The organism is Pseudomonas sp. NPDC086566, from assembly GCF_050280885.1.
GTDB lineage: Bacteria > Pseudomonadota > Gammaproteobacteria > Pseudomonadales > Pseudomonadaceae > Aquipseudomonas > Aquipseudomonas vlassakiae.
The window spans coordinates 629,702-652,021 of the sequence record NZ_JBNNWD010000001.1; the positions used below are offsets into that span (position 1 = coordinate 629,702).

The 22,320-nt window shown below is 65.2% G+C and carries 16 protein-coding genes and 1 pseudogene; 10 read left to right on the forward strand and 7 right to left on the reverse strand.

Annotated elements, in window-relative coordinates; translation table 11 throughout:
• Window positions 1-239: 239 nt before the first annotated feature.
• The 7 genes from ACQKPS_RS03020 to ACQKPS_RS03050 all read left to right on the forward strand — a co-directional run bounded on the left by ACQKPS_RS03020 (window position 240) and on the right by ACQKPS_RS03050 (window position 8,563).
• Window positions 240-1,295, forward strand: coding sequence for an ABC transporter substrate-binding protein (locus ACQKPS_RS03020; protein ID WP_313201094.1), 1,056 nt, complete (start codon window positions 240-242; stop codon window positions 1,293-1,295).
• Between the two features lie 21 nt (window positions 1,296-1,316).
• The gene (locus tag ACQKPS_RS03025) at window positions 1,317-2,048 is read left to right on the forward strand and encodes a class II aldolase/adducin family protein (protein WP_254485483.1); all 732 of its coding nucleotides are present in this window, start codon (window positions 1,317-1,319) and stop codon (window positions 2,046-2,048) included.
• Between the two features lie 72 nt (window positions 2,049-2,120).
• On the forward strand, window positions 2,121-3,308 hold the full coding sequence (locus tag ACQKPS_RS03030) for an LLM class flavin-dependent oxidoreductase (RefSeq protein ID WP_254485482.1): 1,188 nt from the start codon (window positions 2,121-2,123) through the stop codon (window positions 3,306-3,308).
• A 10-nt stretch (window positions 3,309-3,318) separates the two neighbouring features.
• A complete protein-coding gene (locus ACQKPS_RS03035; protein ID WP_283724311.1) occupies window positions 3,319-4,893 on the forward strand; it encodes an ABC transporter substrate-binding protein in 1,575 nt (524 codons plus the stop codon).
• Entirely contained in the window at window positions 4,886-5,965 is a 1,080-nt protein-coding gene (locus ACQKPS_RS03040) for an ABC transporter permease (RefSeq protein ID WP_427602638.1), read from the forward strand. The genes ACQKPS_RS03035 and ACQKPS_RS03040 overlap by 8 nt, the downstream gene beginning before the upstream one ends.
• Complete coding sequence (locus tag ACQKPS_RS03045) at window positions 5,958-6,785, forward strand: ABC transporter permease (RefSeq protein ID WP_254485479.1); 828 nt, start codon at window positions 5,958-5,960, stop codon at window positions 6,783-6,785. The genes ACQKPS_RS03040 and ACQKPS_RS03045 overlap by 8 nt, the downstream gene beginning before the upstream one ends.
• Window positions 6,782-8,563, forward strand: coding sequence for a dipeptide ABC transporter ATP-binding protein (locus ACQKPS_RS03050; RefSeq protein ID WP_427602641.1), 1,782 nt, complete (start codon window positions 6,782-6,784; stop codon window positions 8,561-8,563). The genes ACQKPS_RS03045 and ACQKPS_RS03050 overlap by 4 nt, the downstream gene beginning before the upstream one ends.
• A 62-nt stretch (window positions 8,564-8,625) precedes the next feature.
• Here ACQKPS_RS03050 and ACQKPS_RS03055 read toward each other — a convergent pair whose 3' ends face one another.
• The 6 genes from ACQKPS_RS03055 to ACQKPS_RS03080 form a co-directional block, all read right to left on the reverse strand.
• Window positions 8,626-9,720 carry an LLM class flavin-dependent oxidoreductase gene (locus ACQKPS_RS03055; RefSeq protein WP_427602643.1) on the reverse strand — a complete coding sequence of 365 codons (1,095 nt, stop codon included), beginning with the start codon at window positions 9,718-9,720 and terminating at the stop codon, window positions 8,626-8,628.
• Window positions 9,721-9,743: 23 nt separating this feature from the next.
• Window positions 9,744-12,320 carry a TonB-dependent receptor plug domain-containing protein gene (locus ACQKPS_RS03060; RefSeq protein ID WP_254485476.1) on the reverse strand — a complete coding sequence of 859 codons (2,577 nt, stop codon included), beginning with the start codon at window positions 12,318-12,320 and terminating at the stop codon, window positions 9,744-9,746.
• A 98-nt stretch (window positions 12,321-12,418) separates the two neighbouring features.
• Entirely contained in the window at window positions 12,419-13,972 is a 1,554-nt protein-coding gene (locus tag ACQKPS_RS03065) for an ABC transporter substrate-binding protein (RefSeq protein ID WP_254485475.1), read from the reverse strand.
• Window positions 13,973-13,976: 4 nt separating this feature from the next.
• Window positions 13,977-15,176 (reverse strand): LLM class flavin-dependent oxidoreductase, encoded by a 1,200-nt coding sequence (locus ACQKPS_RS03070; RefSeq protein WP_427602646.1) that lies wholly within the window; start codon window positions 15,174-15,176, stop codon window positions 13,977-13,979.
• A gap of 12 nt (window positions 15,177-15,188) precedes the next feature.
• Window positions 15,189-16,412: a lipase family protein gene (locus tag ACQKPS_RS03075; RefSeq protein ID WP_427602648.1), complete on the reverse strand. Its 1,224-nt coding sequence runs from the start codon at window positions 16,410-16,412 to the stop codon at window positions 15,189-15,191.
• 11 nt (window positions 16,413-16,423) lie between these two features.
• A complete protein-coding gene (locus tag ACQKPS_RS03080) occupies window positions 16,424-17,497 on the reverse strand; it encodes a PhnD/SsuA/transferrin family substrate-binding protein (protein WP_313201084.1) in 1,074 nt (357 codons plus the stop codon).
• Window positions 17,498-17,831: 334 nt separating this feature from the next.
• Between ACQKPS_RS03080 and ACQKPS_RS03085 the strand changes: the two genes are divergently transcribed.
• On the forward strand, window positions 17,832-18,896 hold the full coding sequence (locus ACQKPS_RS03085; RefSeq protein ID WP_254485471.1) for a sigma-54 interaction domain-containing protein: 1,065 nt from the start codon (window positions 17,832-17,834) through the stop codon (window positions 18,894-18,896).
• A 15-nt stretch (window positions 18,897-18,911) separates the two neighbouring features.
• On the opposite strand, the gene ACQKPS_RS03090 is transcribed toward ACQKPS_RS03085, so the two are convergent.
• Window positions 18,912-19,706, reverse strand: a complete 795-nt coding sequence (locus tag ACQKPS_RS03090; RefSeq protein WP_427602650.1) for an OBAP family protein — start codon at window positions 19,704-19,706, stop codon at window positions 18,912-18,914.
• Window positions 19,707-20,000: 294 nt separating this feature from the next.
• Between ACQKPS_RS03090 and ACQKPS_RS03095 the strand changes: the two genes are divergently transcribed.
• Both ACQKPS_RS03095 and ACQKPS_RS03100 read left to right on the forward strand, forming a co-directional pair.
• Entirely contained in the window at window positions 20,001-20,612 is a 612-nt protein-coding gene (locus ACQKPS_RS03095; RefSeq protein ID WP_427602652.1) for a class I SAM-dependent DNA methyltransferase, read from the forward strand.
• Between the two features lie 157 nt (window positions 20,613-20,769).
• A pseudogene (locus ACQKPS_RS03100) lies at window positions 20,770-22,283 on the forward strand (ArnT family glycosyltransferase).
• Window positions 22,284-22,320 lie beyond the last annotated feature (37 nt).

Genomic DNA, 22,320 nt, shown 5'->3' on the forward strand with positions numbered 1-22,320 from the left:
GCAAGTTCTTTGCCATCGCCCGCCATGCCCCATGGCACAAGGCCTCAGCCTCGTCACTGCTGCTTGGGCAACAGCTGCCGGCAGGTGCTGTGCTGATCTGGCAGCACCCGGCCCGCAGTTTTGCTCCCAGCCCAGCAGCCGGCGCTTGCTGGCCGCTGCAAGGCCCCCGTGAATCAAGGCTTGCAGCGGTTGGCACGCACACTGCAAACGGGCCAGGACGACGCCCAAGGAGCCACTTCATGACCCTCGCTACTCCCATCCCGCCTGCGGACGGCATTGCCACCCTCGACCGCATCTGGTTCACCCGCTGCCCGGTCCCGACCGCCTCGGGGATCGCCTTCAAGCTCGGCTGGCTGGAGGAAGAATTCGCCCGTGACGGCCTGCCGGTCTCGACCCTGCAGGAGGCTCGTCAGCTGGGCCATCATCACTATGATCATCAGCTCCCGGGGCTGTTTCGCGAAGGCGGCAACGTGCCGGCCCTGGCCGCACGTGCCGCAGGTTCGCCGAGCCGTCTGATCGGCCTGACCTGGATCGAGGAATGGCAGACCATCCTGGTTCGCCCGGACTCGGACATCCGCAGTGCCGCCGACCTGCGCGGCAAGCGCCTGGCCCTGCCAGCGTGGGGCGACAGCCGCCCCGGCAGCATCGCCCGGGCCATGAGCCTGCAGGGCTACAAAGGCGCGCTGGCCTCGGCCGGGCTGCAGCTGGACGACGTGCAACTGGTGGAGGTGGCACTGCTCGACCAGGCCGACGCCACCACCGCGCAGCTGGGCCTGCAGCGCCTGTGGTCGGGGCTCGAGTACCTGGCTCGCGGCGAGGTCGATGCGGTGTACGTCAAAGGCGCTGCGGCGGCCGATGCGGCGCGCCGGCTGGGCCTGGTGGTGGGCGTCGACCTCGACCTGCTGCCCGACCCGAGCCATCGCATCAACAACGGCACGCCCCGGCCTATCACCGTGCACCAGAGCCTGCTCGACCACCACTACCCGCTGGTGGTGCGCTTTCTTGCCCAGACCCTGCGCGCTGCCGAGTGGGCTGCCGCTAACCGCGAGGCGCTGAACCACTTCCTCGAAGACGAGACCCGCGCTGGCAGCCAGGGCGTGGCCGAAGCCTACCGGGGCAACTTCCACACCACCTTGGCGCCGGACCTTTCTGCGCAGCGCCTGGATTTCCTTGGCAAGCAAAAGACCTTCCTCTACCTGCACGGCTTCCTGGAAGGCGATTTCGATATCGCCGACTGGGTCGATCCGCGCCCCCTGCAAGCTGCCCGAGAACTGCTGGCCCAGCGCCGCGCCTGACACCGTATCCGGAGAATCGACATGACCGTACTGATCAACGAACGCCCCGTCACCGCCGAACTGCAAACCTTCATCGACCAGGTGGTCGCCGAGGCCGAGGCGGCCTTCACCGTATTCCGCGAAACCAACACCATCACCGCCAACGGTACCGTGGGCTTCATCGAACGTGTGCCGGGCGAGGAGTTGCTGGTGTCGGTGAACTACGGTGGCCCATGGAACCACCGCAAGCCGCTGCAGGCCACCGTTACCGACTTCGCCGGCAACGTCATCGTCGGCAAGGGCAAGCGTGGGCTGGGGCGTTACACCAAGCTGTTCCAGACCCACGCCGATGTCACCACCGTGTCCCATGTGCACAGCCCGTACCTCGGGGCCTGGGCCCAGACCCACCGCACCTTGCCGTTCCACTACGTGCCAGTGCAGCGCTATCAGCTGGCCCGCGAGTTGCCGGTTTACATCGACCGGCGTCAGGCAGAAGTGGACTTCATTCTGGAAAAGATCGCCGAAAACCCGTTCAACCTGGCGATTCTCGAAGCCAATGGCGGCTCTACCGTGTGGGGCAAGCAGGGCCTGCGCGCCACGGCGGAGTTCATCCTGCTGCTGGAGGAGGGCGCACAGATCCAGCTGCTTGCCGATGCGCTGGGCGGCTCGCGCCCCTACGGACCGGGCGTGCTCACCCAGCAATGGAAAATGAGCGGCCTGTACGAGCGGGCGACCGAGCTGGGCCTGGTACCCGGCATCGACCGGCGCAGCTGATTCGGCTGGCGGGGCGCAACGTGCCCCGCAAGCCTGCTGGCCAACCTCACAGCCAAAGCAAGGACTCTCGACATGGCGGTAAAGATCCTCTGGTACCTGACCACCCCCGACGGCCCCTATCCCTGGGAGCCGGAAGGGCGCTGGAACACTGATTTCCAGCACCTCAAGCAATTGGCGGTGACAGCCGATCGCCTGGGCTATTACGGCTCGCTGCTCGGCTCCAGTCCAAACGAAAGCCTGGCGGTTTCGGCGGCGCTGATCGATGCTACCTCGCGCCTGCGGTTCCTGGTGGCCCAGCACCCCGGTGAGCTATCGCCGGCGGTGCTGGCCAAATGGGCGCTGACCTTCGACCAGTTCTCCAACGGCCGCCTGCTGTTCAATGTGGTCAATGGCAACGATGCCGGCCTGGCGACCCTGGGCGTGCATTACCCGCACGATGAGCGCTACGACTTCAGCCTGGAATACTGGCGCGCCTTCCAGGCCTTCTATGCCGGGGAAACCGACGGCTTCGACGGGCGCTACGTCAAGCTGTCGCCGCGTTCGCCGGCAGCGGCCCGGCACCCCTTGGGCGGCTGGCACCCGCCGCGGCAGAAGCCCGGCATCCCGCTGTGGGGCGCGGGTACATCGGCGCCGGGTGTGGCCCACTCGGTGCAACTGCTCGACGTCTACCTGAGCTTTGCCGACACACCGCCGAAGCTCGGTGACAAATTCCGCCGGGTGGCGGAGCAGGCGGCGAAGATCGGCCGCGAGCTGACTTATGGAACACGCCTGCAGGTCATCGTCCGCGAGACCGAGGAAGAAGCCTGGGCCCATGCCGAACGGCTGTTGCAGCGCACGTCGCTGGCCACGGCGCGGGCGGCCATCGAGCGTCAATTGCCACCCGGCCAGAGCCTGGACAGCTACGTCAGTGATGACCCGCGCATCCAGCGCAACCTTGACAGCATCCGCGCCGGGCGCCTGCCCACGGCGCGCGAGCTGGAGATCTATCCCAATGTCTGGCTCGGCCCCAGCCTGTTCGGTTTCAACCTGCTCGGGCCCGCCGCAGGGACTTACCTGGTCGGTAGCGCCGAGCAGGTCGCCGCACGCATCCGAGAGTACGAAGCGCAGGGCACTTCGGCGTTCATCCTGTCGGGCTTCCCGCTGATCGATGAAGCGCAACGGGTGGCCGACCTGCTGTTCCCGCTGCTGGACCTGGACCACGGCTTCGACGTGCCGCGCCTGGGCGTGGCAACCGCGCCGAGCGTGGCGCAACCGGCGTGAGGAGAGGGTGATGAGCGAGCTGTTTTCGCGCCGGGCGTTTCTCGGCAACAGCCTGACGGTCGGTGGCGGCCTGCTGCTTGGCGGCGGGCTGCTCAGTGGTTGTGACGGCGGGGCGCCTGTGGCAGCGGGAAGTACGCCGCTGACGAGTACGCCAGTGCGCGGCGGCCGCCTGCGGGTGGGCATCATCGATGGCGACCAGGCGGGCAACCTCGATGCGCACAAGCCGGTGGGCGGCGGCATCATCCGTGGCTGGGCGCTGTATGCCAAGTTCTGGGAGTGGAACGCCGATGTCAGCACACGCCTGGCCCTGGCCGAGTTTGCCGAACCGAATGCCGATGCCAGTGCCTGGACCATCCGTATCAAGCCGGGCCTGGAGTTCCACCATGGCAAGAGCATCAGCGCCGATGACATGCTGTTCTCGATCCTGCGCCTGACCGACCCGCAACTGGCTTCGCCGTTTGCCGGGCTGGTTGGCGCGATCGACCGCCAGGCGCTGCGCAAGCTGGACGCGCGGACCATCGAGGTCCGCTTCAAGCAGGGGCAGAGCTTCTATCCGCTGGATGAAACGCTGATCAGCTTCGGTGGCATCGTGCCCACCGATTATCACCCGCAGTACAACCCGGTCGGCGCCGGCCCGTATCGTCTAAAGAGTTTCATCCCTGGCCAGCGCTCGCTCTACAGCCGTTTCGAAAACTACTACAAGCCCAACCAGCCCTATGCCGACGAGCTGGAAATCATCGAATTCAAAGATCAGGTCTCGCGCGCGGCAGCGTTGCGCGCCGGGCAGATCGATGTGGCCAGCGGCGTGCAAGCCGAGCACAGCGCCTTGCTCAAGGCCGACCCGCGTCTGCGCCTGTACGCATCGCCCACCACGTCGTTCACCGGCTTCAACCTGAACCTGGCCAAGGCGCCGTTCCAGGACCTGCGCGTGCGCCAGGCGTTCCGCCTGCTGGCCGACCGCCAGGAGTTGGTGGCGCGTGGCCTCAACGGCTTTGGCCGGATTGCCAACGACCTCTACTCGCCGCACGACCCGACCTACAACCACGCCATCGGCCAACGTCCCTACGACCTCGATCAGGCGCGCTCGCTGCTGCGCCAGGCGGGGCAAGAGGACTTGCGTGTCGAGCTGACCACCACGCCGGGAGCTGGCGTCAACGCTGCACTGGTGTTCGCGCAGCAGGCGCAGAAGGCCGGGGTCCAGGTCAAGGTCAACCAGGTCGACGCATCCGTGTTCAATGGCCCGCAGCGCGAACAGTGGCAACTGTCGCCGGGCTCGACGCCGGCGCGTGGTTTTCTCGCCACCGCGCTGCACAACGATGCGCCCCAGGCCATCTACAACCGCAGCAACTTCCACGACCCGCGCTTCACCGAGCTGTACCGGCAGGCCCTGGCCCAGCCCGATCTCGAGCGGCGCAAGGCCCTGGTGCACGAGGCCCAGGCCATCCAGCACGAACGCGGCGGCTTGTTGATCTGGGGGTTCTCGGACGTGCTCGATGCCGCCTCTGCCAAGGTCGGCGGGCTGGCCCCGGAACAAACCACCTTCGCCTCCTGGCGCTTCGACGAACTCTGGTTGAACCATGCCTGATCACGCCCAACGCTCCCTCCGCACACCCGCCTGGCTGGCCTGGTTCGTTGGCCGGCTGGGTTACGGCCTGCTGACCGCCTGGGTGATCAGCCTGGTGGTGTTCATCGCCACCCAGGCACTGCCCTCGGACCCGGCGCGGGTGATTCTCGGCCCTGATGCGCCGCTGGAAAGCATCCTGACCTTGCAACGCCAGCTTGGCCTCGACCAGCCGATCCGGGTGCAGTACCTGCGCTGGCTCGGCGCGGCGCTCAGCGGCGACCTGGGCACTTCGCTGGATTCGCAGCTGCCGGTGGCGCAGCTGCTGTTCGGTCGGCTGGGCCATACCCTGGCCTTGCTGGCCGGGGTGCTGGCACTGGTGGTGCCGCTGGCGCTGCTGCTGGGAGTGAGCCTGGCCCTGCGCCGCGACCGGCCGCTGGACCGCTGGGGCCTGTCGGCGCTGATCCTGCTCAAGGCCACGCCCGGCTTTTTGCTGGCCATCGGCCTGGTGCTGCTGTTTTCCATGCCCGGCATGGGTTGGCTGCCGGCGGTTTCGATCCTCGACCCGCAGCAACCGCTGTGGCGCCAACTGCAGTTCCTGGTGCTGCCAGTGATCGCCCTGAGCCTGTCGGCGCTGCCTTATCTCACGCGCATGGTGCGCGCCTCGATGATCGAAGCGCTGGAGTCCGACTACGTGGTTGCCGCACGCCTGCGGGGAATTCCCGAGCGGCGTATCGTCTGGCGCCATACGTTGCCCAGCGCCCTTACCCCGGCCATCCAGGGCGTGGCGCTGACCCTGCGCACCTTGGTCGGCGGCGCGCTGCTGGCCGAGGTGATCTTCAGCTATCCCGGCATCGGCACCGCGCTCAATGCCGCAATCCAGATGCGCGACCTGCCGATGATCCAGGGCGTGGTGCTGGTCATCACCCTGGCGGTGGTGCTGATCAACCTGCTGGCCGACCTGTTGACGGTGCTGCTGACCCCCAGGCTGCGCACCGCACGCCGGGTCAGGATGATCCGACGCAACCGGCGCGGCATCCGCCCTTGGTGGCGGCGAACACGTAGCACACCTGCCCAGGAGGCGCGGCATGACTGATTCCCGCTGGATGGCCGAGCCGCAGGTGCGGCGCGGCGCTGTGATCACCTTGCTGGTGGCCTTGCTGGCACTGCTTGGCCCGTGGCTGGCACCGCATGCGCCAACCGCGATGCTTGGGCCTGTGTACGGGCCTCCCAGTGCCGACGCACCGCTGGGTCATGACTTCTTGGGCCACGACCTGCTGTCGCGGCTGCTCAGCGGTGGCCTGTCGGTGCTATGGATGTCGCTGGCAGCGGCGACGCTGGCCTTGCTGGTCGGTGCCAGCCTGGGCCTGCTGGCAGGTTTGTCGCGGCGCCGGCTGGACCAGGCGATCAGCTGGGCCGCGGATGTTTCGCTGGCCTTCCCGGACCTGATCCTGGTGCTGCTGATCGTCTCGATGCTCGGCCGTGCGCCATGGTTGATCGTGCTGACCGTGGCCGTTGCATTCACCCCCGGCGTGGTGCGCCTGGCGCGGGGCAGCGCGGTGGCGGTGGCCGGGCAGGAGTATGTCGAGGCCGCGCAGATGATGGGCTACCCGCGCTGGCGCATCCTGTTCAAGGAGATCCTGCCGAACATCCTCACGCCGCTGCTGGTCCATTTCGGCAACATGCTGACTTGGGCGGTGGGCATGCTTTCGGGCCTGAGTTTTCTTGGCTATGGCGTGGCACCGCCAGCGGCGGACTGGGGCTTGATGATCAACGAGAACCAGGCCGGGCTGCTGGTGCAGCCGTGGGCGGTATTGGCGCCGGCGCTGCTGATCGGCGTATTCGCCTATGGCACCAATATCCTGGCCGAAGGTATCGGCCGGGTCAGTGCACGGATCGGGGAAATACAGCCATGAATGCAGGGTTGAAGATGAGCCGCGACGTGTTGCAGGTTCACGACCTGAGGGTGGAACTGGCGGGCGAGGTCGATGTACTGGCCAACGTCTCGTTCAGCCTGGCGGCGGGGGAAATCGTCGGCCTGGTGGGCGAGTCCGGCTCGGGCAAGACCACCTTGGCTACCGCCTTGCTGCGCCATGCCCGGCAGGGCGCACGGATCGTCGCGGGGCATATCGAAGTGGCCGGGCAGGCGCTGCTCGAACTGCAGGGCGAAGCACTGCGCCTGGCGCGTGGCGGCCTGGTCGGCTACGTCGCCCAGGACCCGGCCACGGCATTGAACCCGGCGTTGCGCATTGGCACGTTGCTGCGTGAAACCCTGCTGGCGCATGAGCCGATGCTGGACCGGGGCAGCGTAGACCGGCGCATCGGCGACACCCTGGTCGATGTCGGTCTGCCCAATGACCAGGGATTTCTGCGGCGCTTCCCGCACCAGCTGTCCGGCGGCCAGCAGCAGCGGGTGATGCTGGCGCTGGCGTTTGTCCTGCGGCCCAGGCTGATCGTGCTGGACGAACCGACCACGGCGCTCGACGTCACCACCCAGGCGCATGTGCTCGCTACCCTCAAGCGCCTGTGCCGCAGCCAGGATGTGGCGGCGTTGTACGTGACCCACGACCTGGCGGTGGTGCGTGACCTGGTCGACCGGGTCATAGTCATGTACGCCGGCAGGCTGGTCGAGGTGGCCGGGCGCGATGCGCTGTTCAGGGCCCCGGCACACCCCTACACCCGTGCCTTGCTCGCGGCCATCCCCGACATTGCCCGGCGTCAGCCGTTGCAGGCGATTACCGGGCATGCCCCGGCGCCCGGGCAGCGCCCTCAAGGCTGTGCTTTCGCGCCCCGGTGTGCCAGGCGCCGTGCCGAATGCGCGGTGATCGAGCCACCTCTGGTTGGCCACGCTTCGGACCATCAGGTAGCCTGCCTGGCGCCGCTGCGCGAGTCGATGGCCTTGCACGAGACAGCCGCCACGTTTGTCGCGACGCATGAGGCAACGCCGCTGCTTGAGGTACGAGGCCTGGAGGTGGCCTATGACCGTCAGGTGCTGTTCGATGTTTCGCTCGCCGTACGCCAGGGTGAATGCCTGGCGCTGGTCGGTGAGTCCGGTTCGGGCAAGACCAGCCTGGCCAGGGCCATAGCGGGGCTGGGTGAGAACGTCGAGGGGCAGCTTCGCTACGCGGGCGAACCCTTGGCACTGGCCGCCAGGCAACGCGATGTGCGGCAGCGCCACCAGATCCAGTACGTGTTCCAGAACCCGTACCGGGCCCTTAACCCACGCCAGACCATCGGGCAGATCCTGAGCGCACCGCTGGCGCATTTCTTCGGTATCCGTGGCGCACAGGCGCAGCACCGGGTCGAGGCGGTGCTGGAGCGGGTATCGTTGCCGGCGAGCATTGCGCAGCTTTACCCCAACAGCCTTTCAGGTGGCGAGCGGCAGCGGGTGGCGATTGCCCGGGCGTTGATCTGCCAGCCGAAGTTACTGGTCTGCGATGAGATCACCTCGGCGCTGGACGTGTCGGTGCAGGCCTCGATCCTGGCGCTGCTTCGCAGGCTTCAGGACGAAGGGCTCACGCTGTTGTTCGTGACCCATGACCTGGGTGTGGTGCGGGCGATTGCCGATCGGGTGCTGGTGTTGCGCCAGGGCCGGGTGGTAGAGCAGGGTTCGGCCGATCAGGTGCTTGGGCAGCCGGCTGCCGCCTATACCCGCACGCTGATCGAGCATTCACCGAGTCTGGCAACAGACTGACCCTCTGCCTGGCGCAATGGGCGCAAGCCAAAGGGCTGCATTGGCAGCCCTTTCGCTTGCAGCTACACCTGACCGGCAAACCTGGCCTGCCGGCGCCGCACCTCCTCCTGTACAGCCGGAATGATCCAGCGCCCATAGTCCACCGTGTCATACAGCGGGTCATAACCGCGGTTGAGGAAGGTGGTCACGCCCAGGTCGATGTAATCCAGAAGCGCCTGCGCCACAGTCTCGGGCGTACCCACCAGTGCCGTGGTATCCCCGTAAGCGCCGACCGCCGTCGCGGTTGGCATCCACAGCGCGCGGTCATGCCGATCGGCGCGCGCCGCCGCGGCGAGCAGGCGCTCGGAGCCGGTGCCCTTGATCCGCTTCTGCCACGGGCTGTCGGCGGCGAACTGTGGGTTGGCCTTGATCTGCGCCAGGATCTGCTCGGCGCGCTGCCAGGCCTGTTCCTCGGTGGCCCCGAGAATCAACCGTACCGACAGGCTGACCCGTGGTGCTGCAACGCCGGCGGCGCTGGCCGCTGCCTTGACCTTGGCAATCTGCTCGGCGACGCCGCTCAGGGGTTCCCCCCACAGGGCGTACAGGTCCGCGTGCTTGACGGCAATCTGATAGGCGATGTCGGACGAACCACCGAAGGAGATGGGGATATGCGGCTGCTGCAGGGGCTTGACCGGTGAGAATGCACCCTTGATGTTGAAATAGCGGCCTTCGAAATCGAACGGTTCCTCGGCGGTCCAGGTGCGGCGAACGATGTCCAGGTATTCATCGGTGCGCCGGTAGCGTTCGGTCTTGTCCAGCAGGCTGTCGCCTTCCTGGGGCTCGGCGGTGATCCCGGTGATGGCATGCAAACGGATACGCCCGCCACCCGTGGTGTGGTCAAGGGTAGCGAAAGCCCGTGCCGCCACCGTGGGCGCGGTCAGGGCCGGGCGATGGGCGATCATGAAGCCCAGGCGTTCGGTGTGCGCGGCGGCATAGGCGGCGATCTGCAAACTGTCGGCGCTACCCGGGCCGCTGGCGATCAATACCCGGTCGAAACCAGCGTGCTCATGGGCGCGGGCATGATGGCGGATGAACGGGAGGTCGAAGTCGGGCGTGCGTACGCCGCGGGTTTCCGACCATTGGCGGGGGAAAATCATACCGACGAATTCAATGGACATGGGCATGGCCTTGTGTGGGGGAATCAGAATTGGTAATCCACCTGTGCCAGCAGGGTGCGGCCCGGCATGGGCTGGAGGAAGGTGTTGGTCGAGCCGGCCAGGCCGCTGACGAAGTTCAGCTCATCGGTGACGTTGAGCATGCGCAAGGTCACGCCCCATTGGGGCTGGCGGTAGTAAGCGGCGAGGTCGAGGTTGTACTCGTCAGGCACCTTCACCGTCTTGCTCAGGTTCAGGTACCAGCTGCTGGTCCACCAGCCCGACAGCTCCACGCCAAAGCCCGAGGCGAAGCGGTAGTCGATGTAACCGCCGGCGTTGTATTCAGGAATCTGCACCGCATCGAACTTGCCGGACGGGCGCTGGTTGAGGCTGTTGTTGTCGCCGAACACGGTGCCGTTGTCCGGGATGAAGCCGGCCGAGGCGAAACCCGCCTGGCTGGTGAACTCGTTGTAGGCACTGATGCGGCTGAGGTTGAGGCCGCCGCGCAGGTGCTCGTCCTGGTAGCGCAGGGTGGCTTCCCAGCCTTTGACGATCAGCCGGGCGATGTTGTTGTTGCTGTCTGGCGCCTGGTCGCGGGCCTGGCGGTAGGCAGCCAGGGTGAAGAACAACTGGTCAGGCATGGCCTCGACCTTCAGGCCCAGCTCATGCAGCACGCTGAGGCTTTCGAAGGCCAGCGGGTTCAGCTGGTTGGCCCCGGCGCCACTGCCCCAGCCCAGGCCATTGGTGAAGAAGCCGGTATTGACCGCCAGCGAGCGATCGAAGGTGTAGTACAGCGTGCTGTTCTCCGAGGGTTTGAAATAGGGGCTGACCTGTACCGAGAACAACCGGTAGTTGTTCGCGTCCTTGCGCGGGTTGCCGCCGGCGAGGACGAAGGGGTTTTCGATGTGCGCGTCGATCCAGCTGCGGCTGGCGCCCAGGTTCAGCCCTACGCGCTCACCCAGGCGCAGGTTGTGCTGGCTGAACAAGGTCCGAGTGGTCCAGGTGCTGTCGGCGGTATAGGGCGCCACCGATTCGGCGTACAGCCCGTGGCCGGCCGGGTACATGGCCGGCAGGTTGAGCCAGCCGTAATAATGGGAGAACTGCGGCACGCCCGGCTGGCCGATCCAGGCTGCGTTGCCGCCAGCGGGGTTGCGCCCGGCCAGGCCCAGCAGGTCACCGGGGTTCTTCAGCGTTGGGTCGAGCGTCAGGTCGTAGGCGTTGATGGTAGAGCCGAAGCTGTTGTTTGCAGCAATCGATTCGTTCGTCTCGCGCCGGTAGATCAGCCCGGTGTTGCTGTCATCGATCAGCGTCAGGCCGCCCAGTTGCCATTGGCCGCGGGCGCGGAACTCGAAGCGGTTGTCGAAGATGTCGTCCTTGCCTTGTACCTGGAATGCCCCCACCGCATCGGTGGTGTCGGTGGAATGCTGGTAGAAGGTGCTGTTGGCCAGGGTGATGGCCGGGGTCAGCTCGCCTTCGACGCGCAGCTGCGTGGTGAAGCGCCGCGAGCGGTTCTGGTCCTGTTCCCGCTGGCCGGTCTGCGACGACAGCGAGGTCAGGCCATTGCCCGCCAGCGAGGGGTCGTAGACCCAGCCGCGCAGGCTGCCGGGGCTGGCCTGGGTGTTGGGCGAGGCGTTCTGGAAGGTGCCATTGACCACTGCATACTGGCCCTGGGCATTGCGCTGGCGCTGCACCCAGCCGAGCACCTGGGCGTCGGCGGCACCTGAAGACAGCACCGGCGACCACAATGCCTTGCCGTTCTGGATGATCGGCGTGGCGCGGCCAGCGTAGTACTTGCCGTGGTCTACCAGCTCCTGGCTGGCGCGGTTCCAGCCATGGGTGATGTTGTAGTCGAAATAGTCATCGTAGGCCGCGTTCCAGTCCACCCGCACGCTGTCGTTGCGAAACGCCAGCGCACCATAGAAGGCGTCGAAGTTGTTTTCGACGTTGTCGTAGAAATCTTCCTGGCGCTGGCGAGTGATGCTGACCCGGTAGGCCAGGCTGTCGCTGAGGGGGCCGGTGTTGTCGATGCTGAAACGGGTGGCGTCCCGCGATTCGCCGTCGGGGATCCAGCTGCCGATATCGCCGCTGAGCCTGGTGCGAAACTGGTTGAAGTCAGGCTTTTTGCTCAGGTAGTTGACGTAGCCGCCGCTGCCGCTGACCGAGCCGTAGCTGACCGAGGAGGGGCCGGCAACGATGTCGGCGCCCTCATAAGCGTTGAAGTTGGCGGGGTGGCGCACGCCATAGGCGCGCTGGCCGTCCTGGAACACCTCGCTGTTCTGACCGCGCATCTGCGGCGCGATGCCGGCGTTCTGGCCACCCCCACGGGTGATCCCGGGGGCATATTTGACCAGGTCGTCCGAGCTGCGGATCGGGTCGCGGGCCAGCTGTTCGGCGTTGATCTGGGTGACCGAGCGCGGGGTGTCGAGCACCTTGGCTTCAAGGCCGCCGTAGATCGAGGCCGGTGGCCGGGAGGGCAGGGCATCGTCATCGGCCTGCCGGGCCTGCACGGTCACTGTTTGCAGTTGCGTGTCTTCGGCCTGGACCAAGGGCGCGCTGGTGGCCAGGATGGCCAGGGCCAGCGAGCTGGGCCTGAATGTCGGGTGCAGCAGGGCAACGCGGAGCATGTGGCTGGGCCTCGTTCTGTTCGGGAAAGGGAAAAAGCGAGGGCGCAGCCGCGCCTGCGGTTGGGGGATTCAGCGGGTGGCCGCTAGCGGCCGGCCGTTCAGCTTTTCAGCCACAGGCTTTCGAAGCGCCAGGTACTGAACAGCGATTGCTCGGCCTGTGCGCCGCCTACGCGGGTACTGACGCTGTCGAGCAGGTCGGCATAGCCCCAGATCAGCATGCCGCCGCGCTGGTACTGGATACGCTGGGCGCGGTGCACCAGTGCCTTGCGTTTTTCCAGGTCCGGCTGGGCCATGGCGGCGAGGAAGGCTTCGGCGAATTCGGGGTCGTGGAAGTGGGTCTTGTTGGCCACGGCGAAGGGCGCATCGGTGTGCATGGCGCTGGCCAAAAATGGCGCGCCGATGCTGCCACCGGTGCTCAGGGTCCAGTCATTGCCTTGCGGCCCCTGGAAGGTGGCGAGGTCGACCTGGCGCACGGTGATGGTCACGCCGATGCGCCGGGCCTGTTCGGCCAGTACCAGCGCAGAGGCAAGCCCGGGCCCCGGCGTGGTGACCAGTTCCACCTGCAGGCCCTCCTGGCCCGCCTCCTTGAGCAACTGCGAAGCCCGTTGCGGGTCGTGCGGGCGCGGCCCGAGGCCATGATCGAACGTCGGGTCGAACGGTGCATACAGGTCGTTGGCCACCCGGCCCTGGCCGTTCAGCGCACGGCGCACCAGCTCCTCGCGGTCGGCCAGCAGGCGGAACGCCTCTCGCACCCGCGGGTCGTCGAACGGCGCCTTGGCGGTGTTCATGTCGAACGACAGCCAGTTGCCGCTCACCGACTTGAGCAGGCGCAAGCGCGGGTCGGCCTGCAACACCTGCAGGTGTTCGGTGGACATGACGTTGGCCATGTCGATCTGCCCGGCGCGCAAGGCCGCCAGTCGGCCGGTCTGGTCTTTGAAATCGATGATCTCGAGCTCGTCGGCGTACGGCTTGCCAGGTTTGTAGTAGTTGGCGAAGCGGCTGAACAGCGAGCGCTGGCCCGGGGTGAACCGCTCGAGCTTGTAGGGCCCGGCGCCAACGGGGTTGGTGACCGGGTGATAATCGACCGGCACGATGCCACCGAAGTTGACCCAGGTTTCTGGCAGCGGCAAAAAGCTGCGGCCCTCGCGGAAGGCCAGGCGCACCGTGCGCGAGTCGAGCTTGACCAGGTTGTCGCGGTCGACCCAATGCAGCAGGGCGGCATAGGGCGAGGCCAGCTGCGGGTCGGTGAGGCGGCGGATGGAGAAGATCAGGTCGTCGGCATCGATGGTCTTGCCGTGGTGGAATTCCAGCCCCGGCTTGAGGCGCAAGGTCCAGCCGCTGGCATCGGCGTTGGGCTCGGCGAATTCGGCCAGGGCCAGGCGCGGCTGCATCTGCTCATCCCATTCCCACAGTTTGCTGTACAGTGCAAAGCCGCGCACGATGCCGCTGCCAACCGGTTTGTGGGCGTCGAGGTTGCCGCTCTGGTTGCCGTCGATGATGCCCAGCCGCAGACGCCCACCGTAGCGTGGCTGGTCGGCGACAGCGCTGCCGGGGCTGTCGTCGGCACCGCAACCGCTGAGCAGGCCGCCGGCCAGTATCCCGGCGTGCCCGAGGAAGCTGCGCCGGCTCAGTGGGTAACCGTCCCTGGCCATGGCCTCAGCCCCCATTGCTGGCGTGCAGTTGCACGGCGGTGGCGGCCGGGCGGGCAAGGGCTGCGCGCTCGCCACGGAAGTGCGGCAGGATGTGTTCGCCAAGGCGGTAGGCCTCTTCCAGGTGCGGGTAGCCGGCCAGGAAGAACAGGTCGATGCCAATGCCGTGGTACTCACGGATGCGTGCCACCACATTGCTGTAGCTGCCCACCAGCGCGCAGCCGGGTGGGATGCCGATGTAGCCGAATCCGGTCCAGACGTTGGGGTGGATGAAAAAGTCGTCGTACGCTTGCTGGTCGTCTTTCTCGCTGTAGCCATGTTCGTAGCTCAGCTTGCGTGCGGTACGCAGCCCGGCGTGGGCCGCGCGGGCCTTGACCGAGCCCTTGGCCACGCCTTCGTCGAAGAAGCGCTTGGCCTCGGCCAGGGCGGCCTCTTCGGTGTCGCGGGCGATCACATCGATGGACAGGCCGAAGCGAATCTCACTGCGGCCCCACTTCAGCGCACGGGCACGGATGTCGGCGATCAGCGCGGCGATCTCGTCCGGGTGCTCGGCACGCATCAGGTAGAAGTCGGCATGCTTGGCCGCGAACTCGCGGGCGGCTTCCGATGAGCCGGCGGTGCAGATCAGCGGCAGCTCGGCCTTTTTCAGCGGGCCACGCAAGCCACCGCCTTCTGCACTGTAGTAGGTGCCTTGGTAATGGAATTGCTCGTTGTGCCAATAGCCGCGCACCACGTCCATGAATTCGGTGGCCCGGGCGTAACGCTGGTCATGGCCCTCGAAGTCGCCGACCTGGCGCTGAATGGCATCCGAGCCGCCGTTGATGATGTTCCACACCAGGCGGTTGCCGGTGGCGCGCTGGTAGGTCGCGGCCTGTTGCACCGCCACCCAGGGCGTGTAGTGGTAGGGCTGGAAGGCGGTGACGAACTTCAACGTGCGGGTTTCCCGGGCCAGCAGCGAGCAGACGGTCCAGGGTTCCTCGCCGGTCGGCGCATTGACCATCAGTGCGCCGCCGAACCCGTTGATCTCTGCCGCGCGGGCGATCTGCCCCAGGTAGTCGATGTAGCTGAAGTGATCGCCCACGGCGAAGGCGGAAACCGCGCCAGTGCTGGGGCCGCCGGCGTGCCAGTCGCCGCGGTTGCGCGGGTCGCCGGGCAGGTATTGGGTTTCGCCATGCAGCGGCAGGCGGGTGAAGAACTCGATGCTCATGGGGTGGCCTCTTTACTGGACGGTTGGGCTGCAGTTGGGCGTTACCGGCTGGCCGTTGATGACCTGGCGGGCAAAGGGAATCGAGTCCTTCAGCGACGCATTGACCGTTTCGCTATGGCCCAGGCCCTTGTACAAATGGCCCTGCACCACGGAGCCTGCCTTGCAGGCGTCCTGCATCAGGGCAACCTGGGTGGCGGCGGCGGGAGTCTTGTCTTCGGCTCCGGTGCCGATGAAGATCGGCTGGGCCAGCTTGAGGGTCGGGTAGGACACCTGGGCCAGCCATGGCTTTAGCTTGTCGCCCTGGTAATCCTTCTTGGCATTGGCAGGGGTCAGGCCGCTGCCCACCACGTCGCTGACCAGCGACGACAGGCAGCTGGTGCGGGCCTGCTCGAACAGAGGCAAGGCCTTGTCGGTGTAGAAATCGCGCGGATCGATGCTTGGGTCGTACTGCTGCGCGGCGAGCAGGGTATAGAAGCCATAGGCCAGGGCCGGGTCGACCTTGTCCTGGTCCTGTTCACCGACGTTCTTCGAACCTACGGTGTAGATCACCCCGGTGCCGATACTGCCCTTGACCCCCAGGTCGGGCGCGTAAGTGGCGGCATACGCACCTGCGGCGAAGGCACCGGCGCCGCCCTGGGATTGGCCGATGATCAGCACCTTGTCGGCGAGCCCCGGGACGCCGGCGACCACAGCCTTGGCCGCATCGAGAATGCCGTAGGCGGCCATGCGGTTGTTGAGCAGCGGGTGACCGCCTGGCACACCCAGGCCTTGGTAGTCGGTGGCGACGATGGCATAGCCCTCGGCCAGCCAGCGATTGAGGTACTGCACATCGCGGTAGGAGCGGCCGGCCCACGACGGCGCGCAGATATCCGCCACGCCTACCGTGCCATGCCCCCAGCTGGCGACCGGCCAGCCGCCAGCGGGCGCCTTGCCTTTGGGAATGAACAGCGCGCCGGAGACCACGATCGGCGTCTTGCCGTCGATACCGTCCAGCGAGGTGTAGAGGATGCGCTGGGCGCTGGCGGCATTGGGGAGGCTCAATGCCTGCTCCAGTGGCTCGCTGCGCAGCAGCTTGCCCGGGGTGGCAGGGATCGCCTTGCTCCAGGTGTAGAAGCTAGAAACCCGGCCGTCACCCTGCTGCGGGTCAGGCTTGGGGGCAAAGGTGTCGGCCGCCATCGCACCGATGGAAAAGGCCAGGGCGGTGACGCTGAAGGCGATTGAAGCAGGCAGTTTCATGCGCAAGGTTCTCAAGGTTGTTGACTGAGTTGAGCGTCCAGGGACGGCCAGTAGTGGGTCAGTTGCAGGTCGATCAGTGCCTGGCGGGTAAAGCCGGTGGCAAGGTCCTGGCTGATGTCGTAAGGGGCGCGGATCAGGCGGTTGTCCAGCGCGTACTGGGCGAGGGCGTGGTAGTGGGCCTTGAGCTGTGCATCGCTCTTGGGTGCCCAGCGGGTTTTCCAGGCCACCGGGTCGTCCTGGTCGTCGCGGCGCAGTACGCTTTCGGCGACGCCGGCACGCGACGACAGCGCGTAGTAGCCGTCACGGTTCTGCTCCTGGGAAATCCACCACGCCGCACGCACCCAGGCCGTTGCCACCAGTTGGGTCAGCTCCGGGTATTGCGTGATGAAGGCGTCGGTGCCCCACAGGTCCGAGACCAGCCGCCAGTCATCAGCGCCTTGCTTGGTCGACCAGAGGATGCGCGCCACGCCCTTGTCTTCCAGGGCGTAGGCCTCGTTCAGCAGCACCGCCGCATCGACCTTGCCGGCGGACACAGCCGCGGCGCCTACTTGCGGGTTGAGGTTGGCAATCTTGAAGTCGCTGAGTTTCAGCCCTTGGCTGGCAAGGTAGTTGCTGAAGGCGAACTCCCAGGGGCGGCCGCGGTGCAGGGCCAGGCGCTTGCCCTTGAGTGCCTGGATGTCGTGCACCGGGGAGTCGGCGGGTACCACCAGGTAGATGTTGTTACCGCTGCCGCCGGGCACCACCAGCTTGCCCGGCACCTGACCCGCCCCGGCGATCACCGAGGGCAGGTCACCGCGCACCGCGAAGTCCAGGCTGTTGTTGCTGAACCCCTCATTGATCTGCGGCCCGGCGCCGGCATGGGGCAGGGCGGTCCACTGCAGCTTGACGCCGCGTGCCGCCAGCTGTTGTTCGAGCCAGCCTTCTTCGATCACCCGGCCGGGTATGCCGCCGAATACCGGCGCGCCGCCTTGGGTGAAAGCGACGATGGCGATGCGCACCGCAGCCGGTGGCTCGGCCGCCAGTGCGGCCAGGCTCAGGAACAGGCCGCCGAGCAAGGCGAGGGCGTGACGCCAGGGTGTGTTCATGTGCAGCTCCAGGCAGAGGTTCGACGTGCCCGGCCCGCGTGGTTGAGCGGATCGGACGTTTCCAGGCCTGGAGCGAAATGCATGCCAGCTCTTGCTCGATCAGCTGTAGCCCTTGACTGGCGGGGGATACAGCAAAATCCTCGATGCCTCGGGCCGGTCTTTGCCTGCTGGTCGGCAGGCACGCGGTTGCTGCTGCGCTGCTGCTCCAGCAGCACTCAGCTGCTGAATTTTTCAATAGTCAATAATGGAATATATAAATATTAATTAATAATTTTTTGATCTAATTTATTTCATGCAACTATTGGGGCGCGCTTCAACTGCCAGGAAAGCCCCCATGTCGCTGATCACCCATCCGAATGCCCGCGAGCTGACCAAGTCAGTGCGTGCCACCGTCCTTGTATTCAAGGATCCCCGTTCCCAGGAACTGCTCAGCCGCATCGAGCGCCTGGCACCTAGCGAAGCCAACACCCTGATCATCGGCGAAACCGGCACCGGCAAGGAGCTGGTTGCCCGCCATATCCATCACCTGAGCCGCCGCGGCCGCGAGCCGTTCGTGGCGGTCAACTGCGGTGCATTCGCCGAAACCCTGGTCGAGAGCGAGCTTTTCGGACATGAAAAGGGCGCGTTCACCGGCGCCACCTCGAACAAGGCCGGCTGGTTCGAAGCGGCCAACGGTGGCACGTTGTTCCTGGACGAAATCGGCGACCTGCCGCTGAACATGCAGGTGAAATTGCTGCGGGTGCTGCAGGAGCGCGAAGTGGTGCGCCTTGGCTCGCGCACGCCGATCCCGATCAATGTGCGCCTGGTGGCGGCGACCAACGTCAACCTGGCGGACGCCGTAGTGGCGGGGCATTTCCGCGAGGACCTGTTCTACCGTCTGCACGTCGCCACGATTCGCCTGCCGCCGCTGCGCGAGCGTCCAGGCGACATCCTGCCGCTGGCAGAATTCTTCATCGAAGAGCACTGCCGGCGCCTGGGCTACGACCGCGCCTCACTGAGCCCGGATGCCGAACGCAAGCTGCTGGCGCACAGTTGGCCGGGCAACATTCGTGAACTGGAGAACGCCATTCACCATGCGTTGCTGGTGTGCCGGCACCAGGTGGTGGCGCCAGGCGACCTGCACCTGGTCGACATGCGCCCGCTGGGGCCCTCCCAAGGGCAGATCCCGCACACCACCCCTGGCGTGGCGAGTGCTGCGCCGCCCAGCCTGGAAAGCGCCTTGTTGGCCTTGTTCGAACAGAACGTTGCCAACCTGTATGAGCACATCGAGGAAACGGTTTTCCGCGAGGCTTACCGGTACTGCCATGGCAACCAGCTGCAAACCGGTCGACTGCTGAACATCAGCCGCAACATCGTGCGTGCACGGCTGGAGAAGATCGGCGAGTTGAGCAAGGCCTGACGCCAGCGCCTAACGCTATCGGCTGGAGCGACTGTTTGTTTTCTCTGGTGTCGATGCCGCGGGCCGGTGCAGGTGAGCACCGATCGGATCGGTGATCTGAATGACGTTGCCATGCTGCCAGCCATCCGCGCCGGGATCTCGCGCAGGTATTCGAATATCGGCCCGCTGGTCCTTCTTCCTGGAAGTATCCACGCCCAAGCGCCGATTGCGCTGCTCGACCATCGCTGCGTCAGCCTGGCCATCGGCGGTGAAGCCCATCATCAATTGCGGCACACCGACAGGCAGTGCTTTGTCCTGGTCGGTATGCCAGGTGTGCCATGTCTTGCCATAGGTATGTGCCAGGCGCTCCATCAGGGCATGCTCGGCAGGCGCGGGTATGCCTGGAGCGATCAACTGGCCAGAGGACACCTCATAGCCATGGCTGTGCCACATTGCCTTTTCCCTGGCCGGCAGCGACGCAAAGAGTTGCTCATCGATGATGTACTCGACACCCATGATCTTCGCGCCCTTGGTGTTGCCGTCAAAGATGACGCACTGAATGACATCCTCATTCAGAATTGAGCAGTAGTGATGCGCTTCCATCTGCACATCCGGGTAGCCGTTGTAGAAGTGAAAGCCATCCAGATAGGCGTTGATTGCTTCAATGGGCGGCTTGGATTGCAGCGTCGCAGCACCGGCCTCGAGCAGTTGGGTTTTAGCCGACTCGGGCCTGCCTGGAGTCTCCACAGGCGACTTCGTCTCGGCAGCGGAACAAGCCCACAGCAGAGTGCAGGTAAGGGGAAGGGATATCGATTTGAGTAGTTGGCGCATGAGCGTGTCTCTGGCTGTTGTTCCTAGAGGACAACCCAGAGCGAGCAAGCGGACAGACCAATGGACGAATGGCTGGATTTGATCCAAGCCGTGTAAGCTCATTACACCATTTAACATAATATGCATTATGCGTACATTCGTATACAGCGAGCGGGACGTAGGTCAGGGAGATTTCAAAACAAGACCAGGCTGAATTTCCTGAGTCTGTGTTCATGCCATGCTCCACACGCTATCTTCAGCGCCATGTCCAAACGGCACCCTTCAAGACGCTTCCATCACAATCAAGGACGCCAGATGCCTGACCATCCCTCGGCCGACACCATCATCGATCTCTACAACCGGCACGCCCACGCGTGGAATGAGTTGCGCGGCGATCGTTTGACCGAACACAAATGGATCAAACGTTTCCATGCCTTGCTGAATCCCTCTGCAACGGTACTGGATCTGGGCTGTGGCTCCGGTCAGCCCGTGGCACGTTATCTGATCGATGCCGGGCTGGCGGTAACTGGCGTGGATTCATCAGCGCGGATGCTTGCTCTATGTCGCAGCCGTTTCCCTGAGCATTCATGGATTCATGCAGACATGCGCACGCGGTCGCTCGAGCTCCAGTTCGACGGCATCCTTGCCTGGAACAGCTTTTTTCATCTCAAGCCCGATGATCAGCGCAGGATGTTCCCTGTGTTACAGCGTCATGCGGCACCCGGTGCAATTCTGATGTTCACCAGCGGTACCTCGCTGGGTGAAGCTTTAGGTATCTTCCAAGGCGAAACCTTGTATCACGCCAGCCTGGATCCTGAGGAATACACCGCACAACTAAGTGAACACGGCTTCGCGGTACTGGACCATATCGTCGAAGACCCTGAGTGTGGCGGCCAGACGGTATGGATCGCCCGCCGCTTCTGTTAACAGTTATGCATTTATTTTATAACTACACTAAATAACCATTTAGTGTAGTTATATGATTATGCAGCACAAACAGTAACTTTTTCACCAATCCTTCACTCCCCCCGCACTTTTCTCCACCTAGGATTCGCCGACAATTTGCCCACCCGCAGAGTCAGCCATGAATTTCAAAACAACCGAGCAACGCGCCTTGCTGTTACTGCTGGCCGTCACCGCCTCGTTATTGACGCTGGGCTTGGGCAGTCGCGAGTTATGGGGAGCAGAAACCCGCTGGGCCAACATTTCCCTGCAGATGTTACAAAGCGGAGACTATTTTGACCCCTACCTGAAAGGCGGCGCCTATTACGACAAACCCCTGCTGTCCTACTGGCTGATCACGGCCAGCGCCTGGCTGACCGGTGGCCTGGGGCCTTGGTCGCTGCGCCTGTCCTCGGTGGTCGCGGCGTGGTTGAGTGTCTGGCTGACCTACCTGCTGGGCGAGCGCCTGTTCCGCAAGGGCACCGGCTTGGTCGCCGGCTGGATGCTGGCCACGACCTTCTACTTCGTGTTCTGGGCACGGGTCGCCACTGCCGACATCCTTACCGTGTGCGGCGTACTGGCAGCAATCTGGTGGTATTGCCGCGGGCCGGACGATACCCGCTTCTGGCGCTACGTCGGGTTCTTCGGCCTACTGGCGCTGACGTCGTTGTTCAAGGGCTTGATCGGCTTCATCCTGCCTGGCCTGGTGTTGCTGCCGCACTTGCTGCGCGAAGGCCGCTGGCGCCGCCATCTGAACCTGCGCCTGCTGGCTGCTCTGCTGCTGGCAGGCATGCTGTACATGTTGCCGTTTCTGCTCTCGCACCTGTACGGCGCGCCTGATTACGGCGAAAGCGGCCTGGGGCTGGTGCTGCGCGAGAATGTGCTGCGGTTCTTCCAGCCATTCGACAACCTCGGGCCAATCTACACCTACCTGGTGTACCTGCCGGTCTATACCCTGCCCTGGGCACCCTGCTGGATCATCGCCGTGTGGGTTGCCCTGCGCCACTGGCGGCAGATCGAGCCCAATAGCCGCTGGCTGGTACAAGGGCTTGGTCTGCTGATGCTGTTCTCACCGCCAGTGGCAGCCGGCGCAGCTACTATGTGCTGCCGCTGGTGCCGTTCGCGCAGCTGCTCGGTGCCTGGTGGATTACCCGGCGCCTGGCCGTGCGCGAAGACACCGGGCGTCGTCTGCAGGCCGGTTTCGCGGTGACTGCCGTGTTGCTGCTGGCAGTGCTGGGTATCCTCGTGCCGTGGAGCAATGGTGGCGGCGGCGTGATCCGCTTCGGTGAGGCGGTACGCGAACAGGCGAGCCGTCAGGCCCCCTTGGCGCAATGGCAGCTGGTCATGGTCGAGGTGGACAACAAGGTGCCGATGTACCTCCAAACGGGTGGTGCCCCCTTCTACTATGTGGCGCAGACCGAGCATTATCCCCGCGCTGGCGACACCGCGACGTTGATGGCCTGGCTGGAGCGCACCAGCGGCAAGCACTGGGACCCGCAGCGCACGATCATCGTCGCGCATTACCGCCATGGCGAGACGCCACCCCTTGGCTACCTGGAATACGACCACCAAGTGGTCACCACCCAGCCCAGCCGTGGCGAGCAGTGGCTACACACCCGTGATGATCAAAGCGTGGCTTATATCCCCAAGGCCTAGGCACACCCCTTGCAACGCTGCCAAGCGTCAACTAACA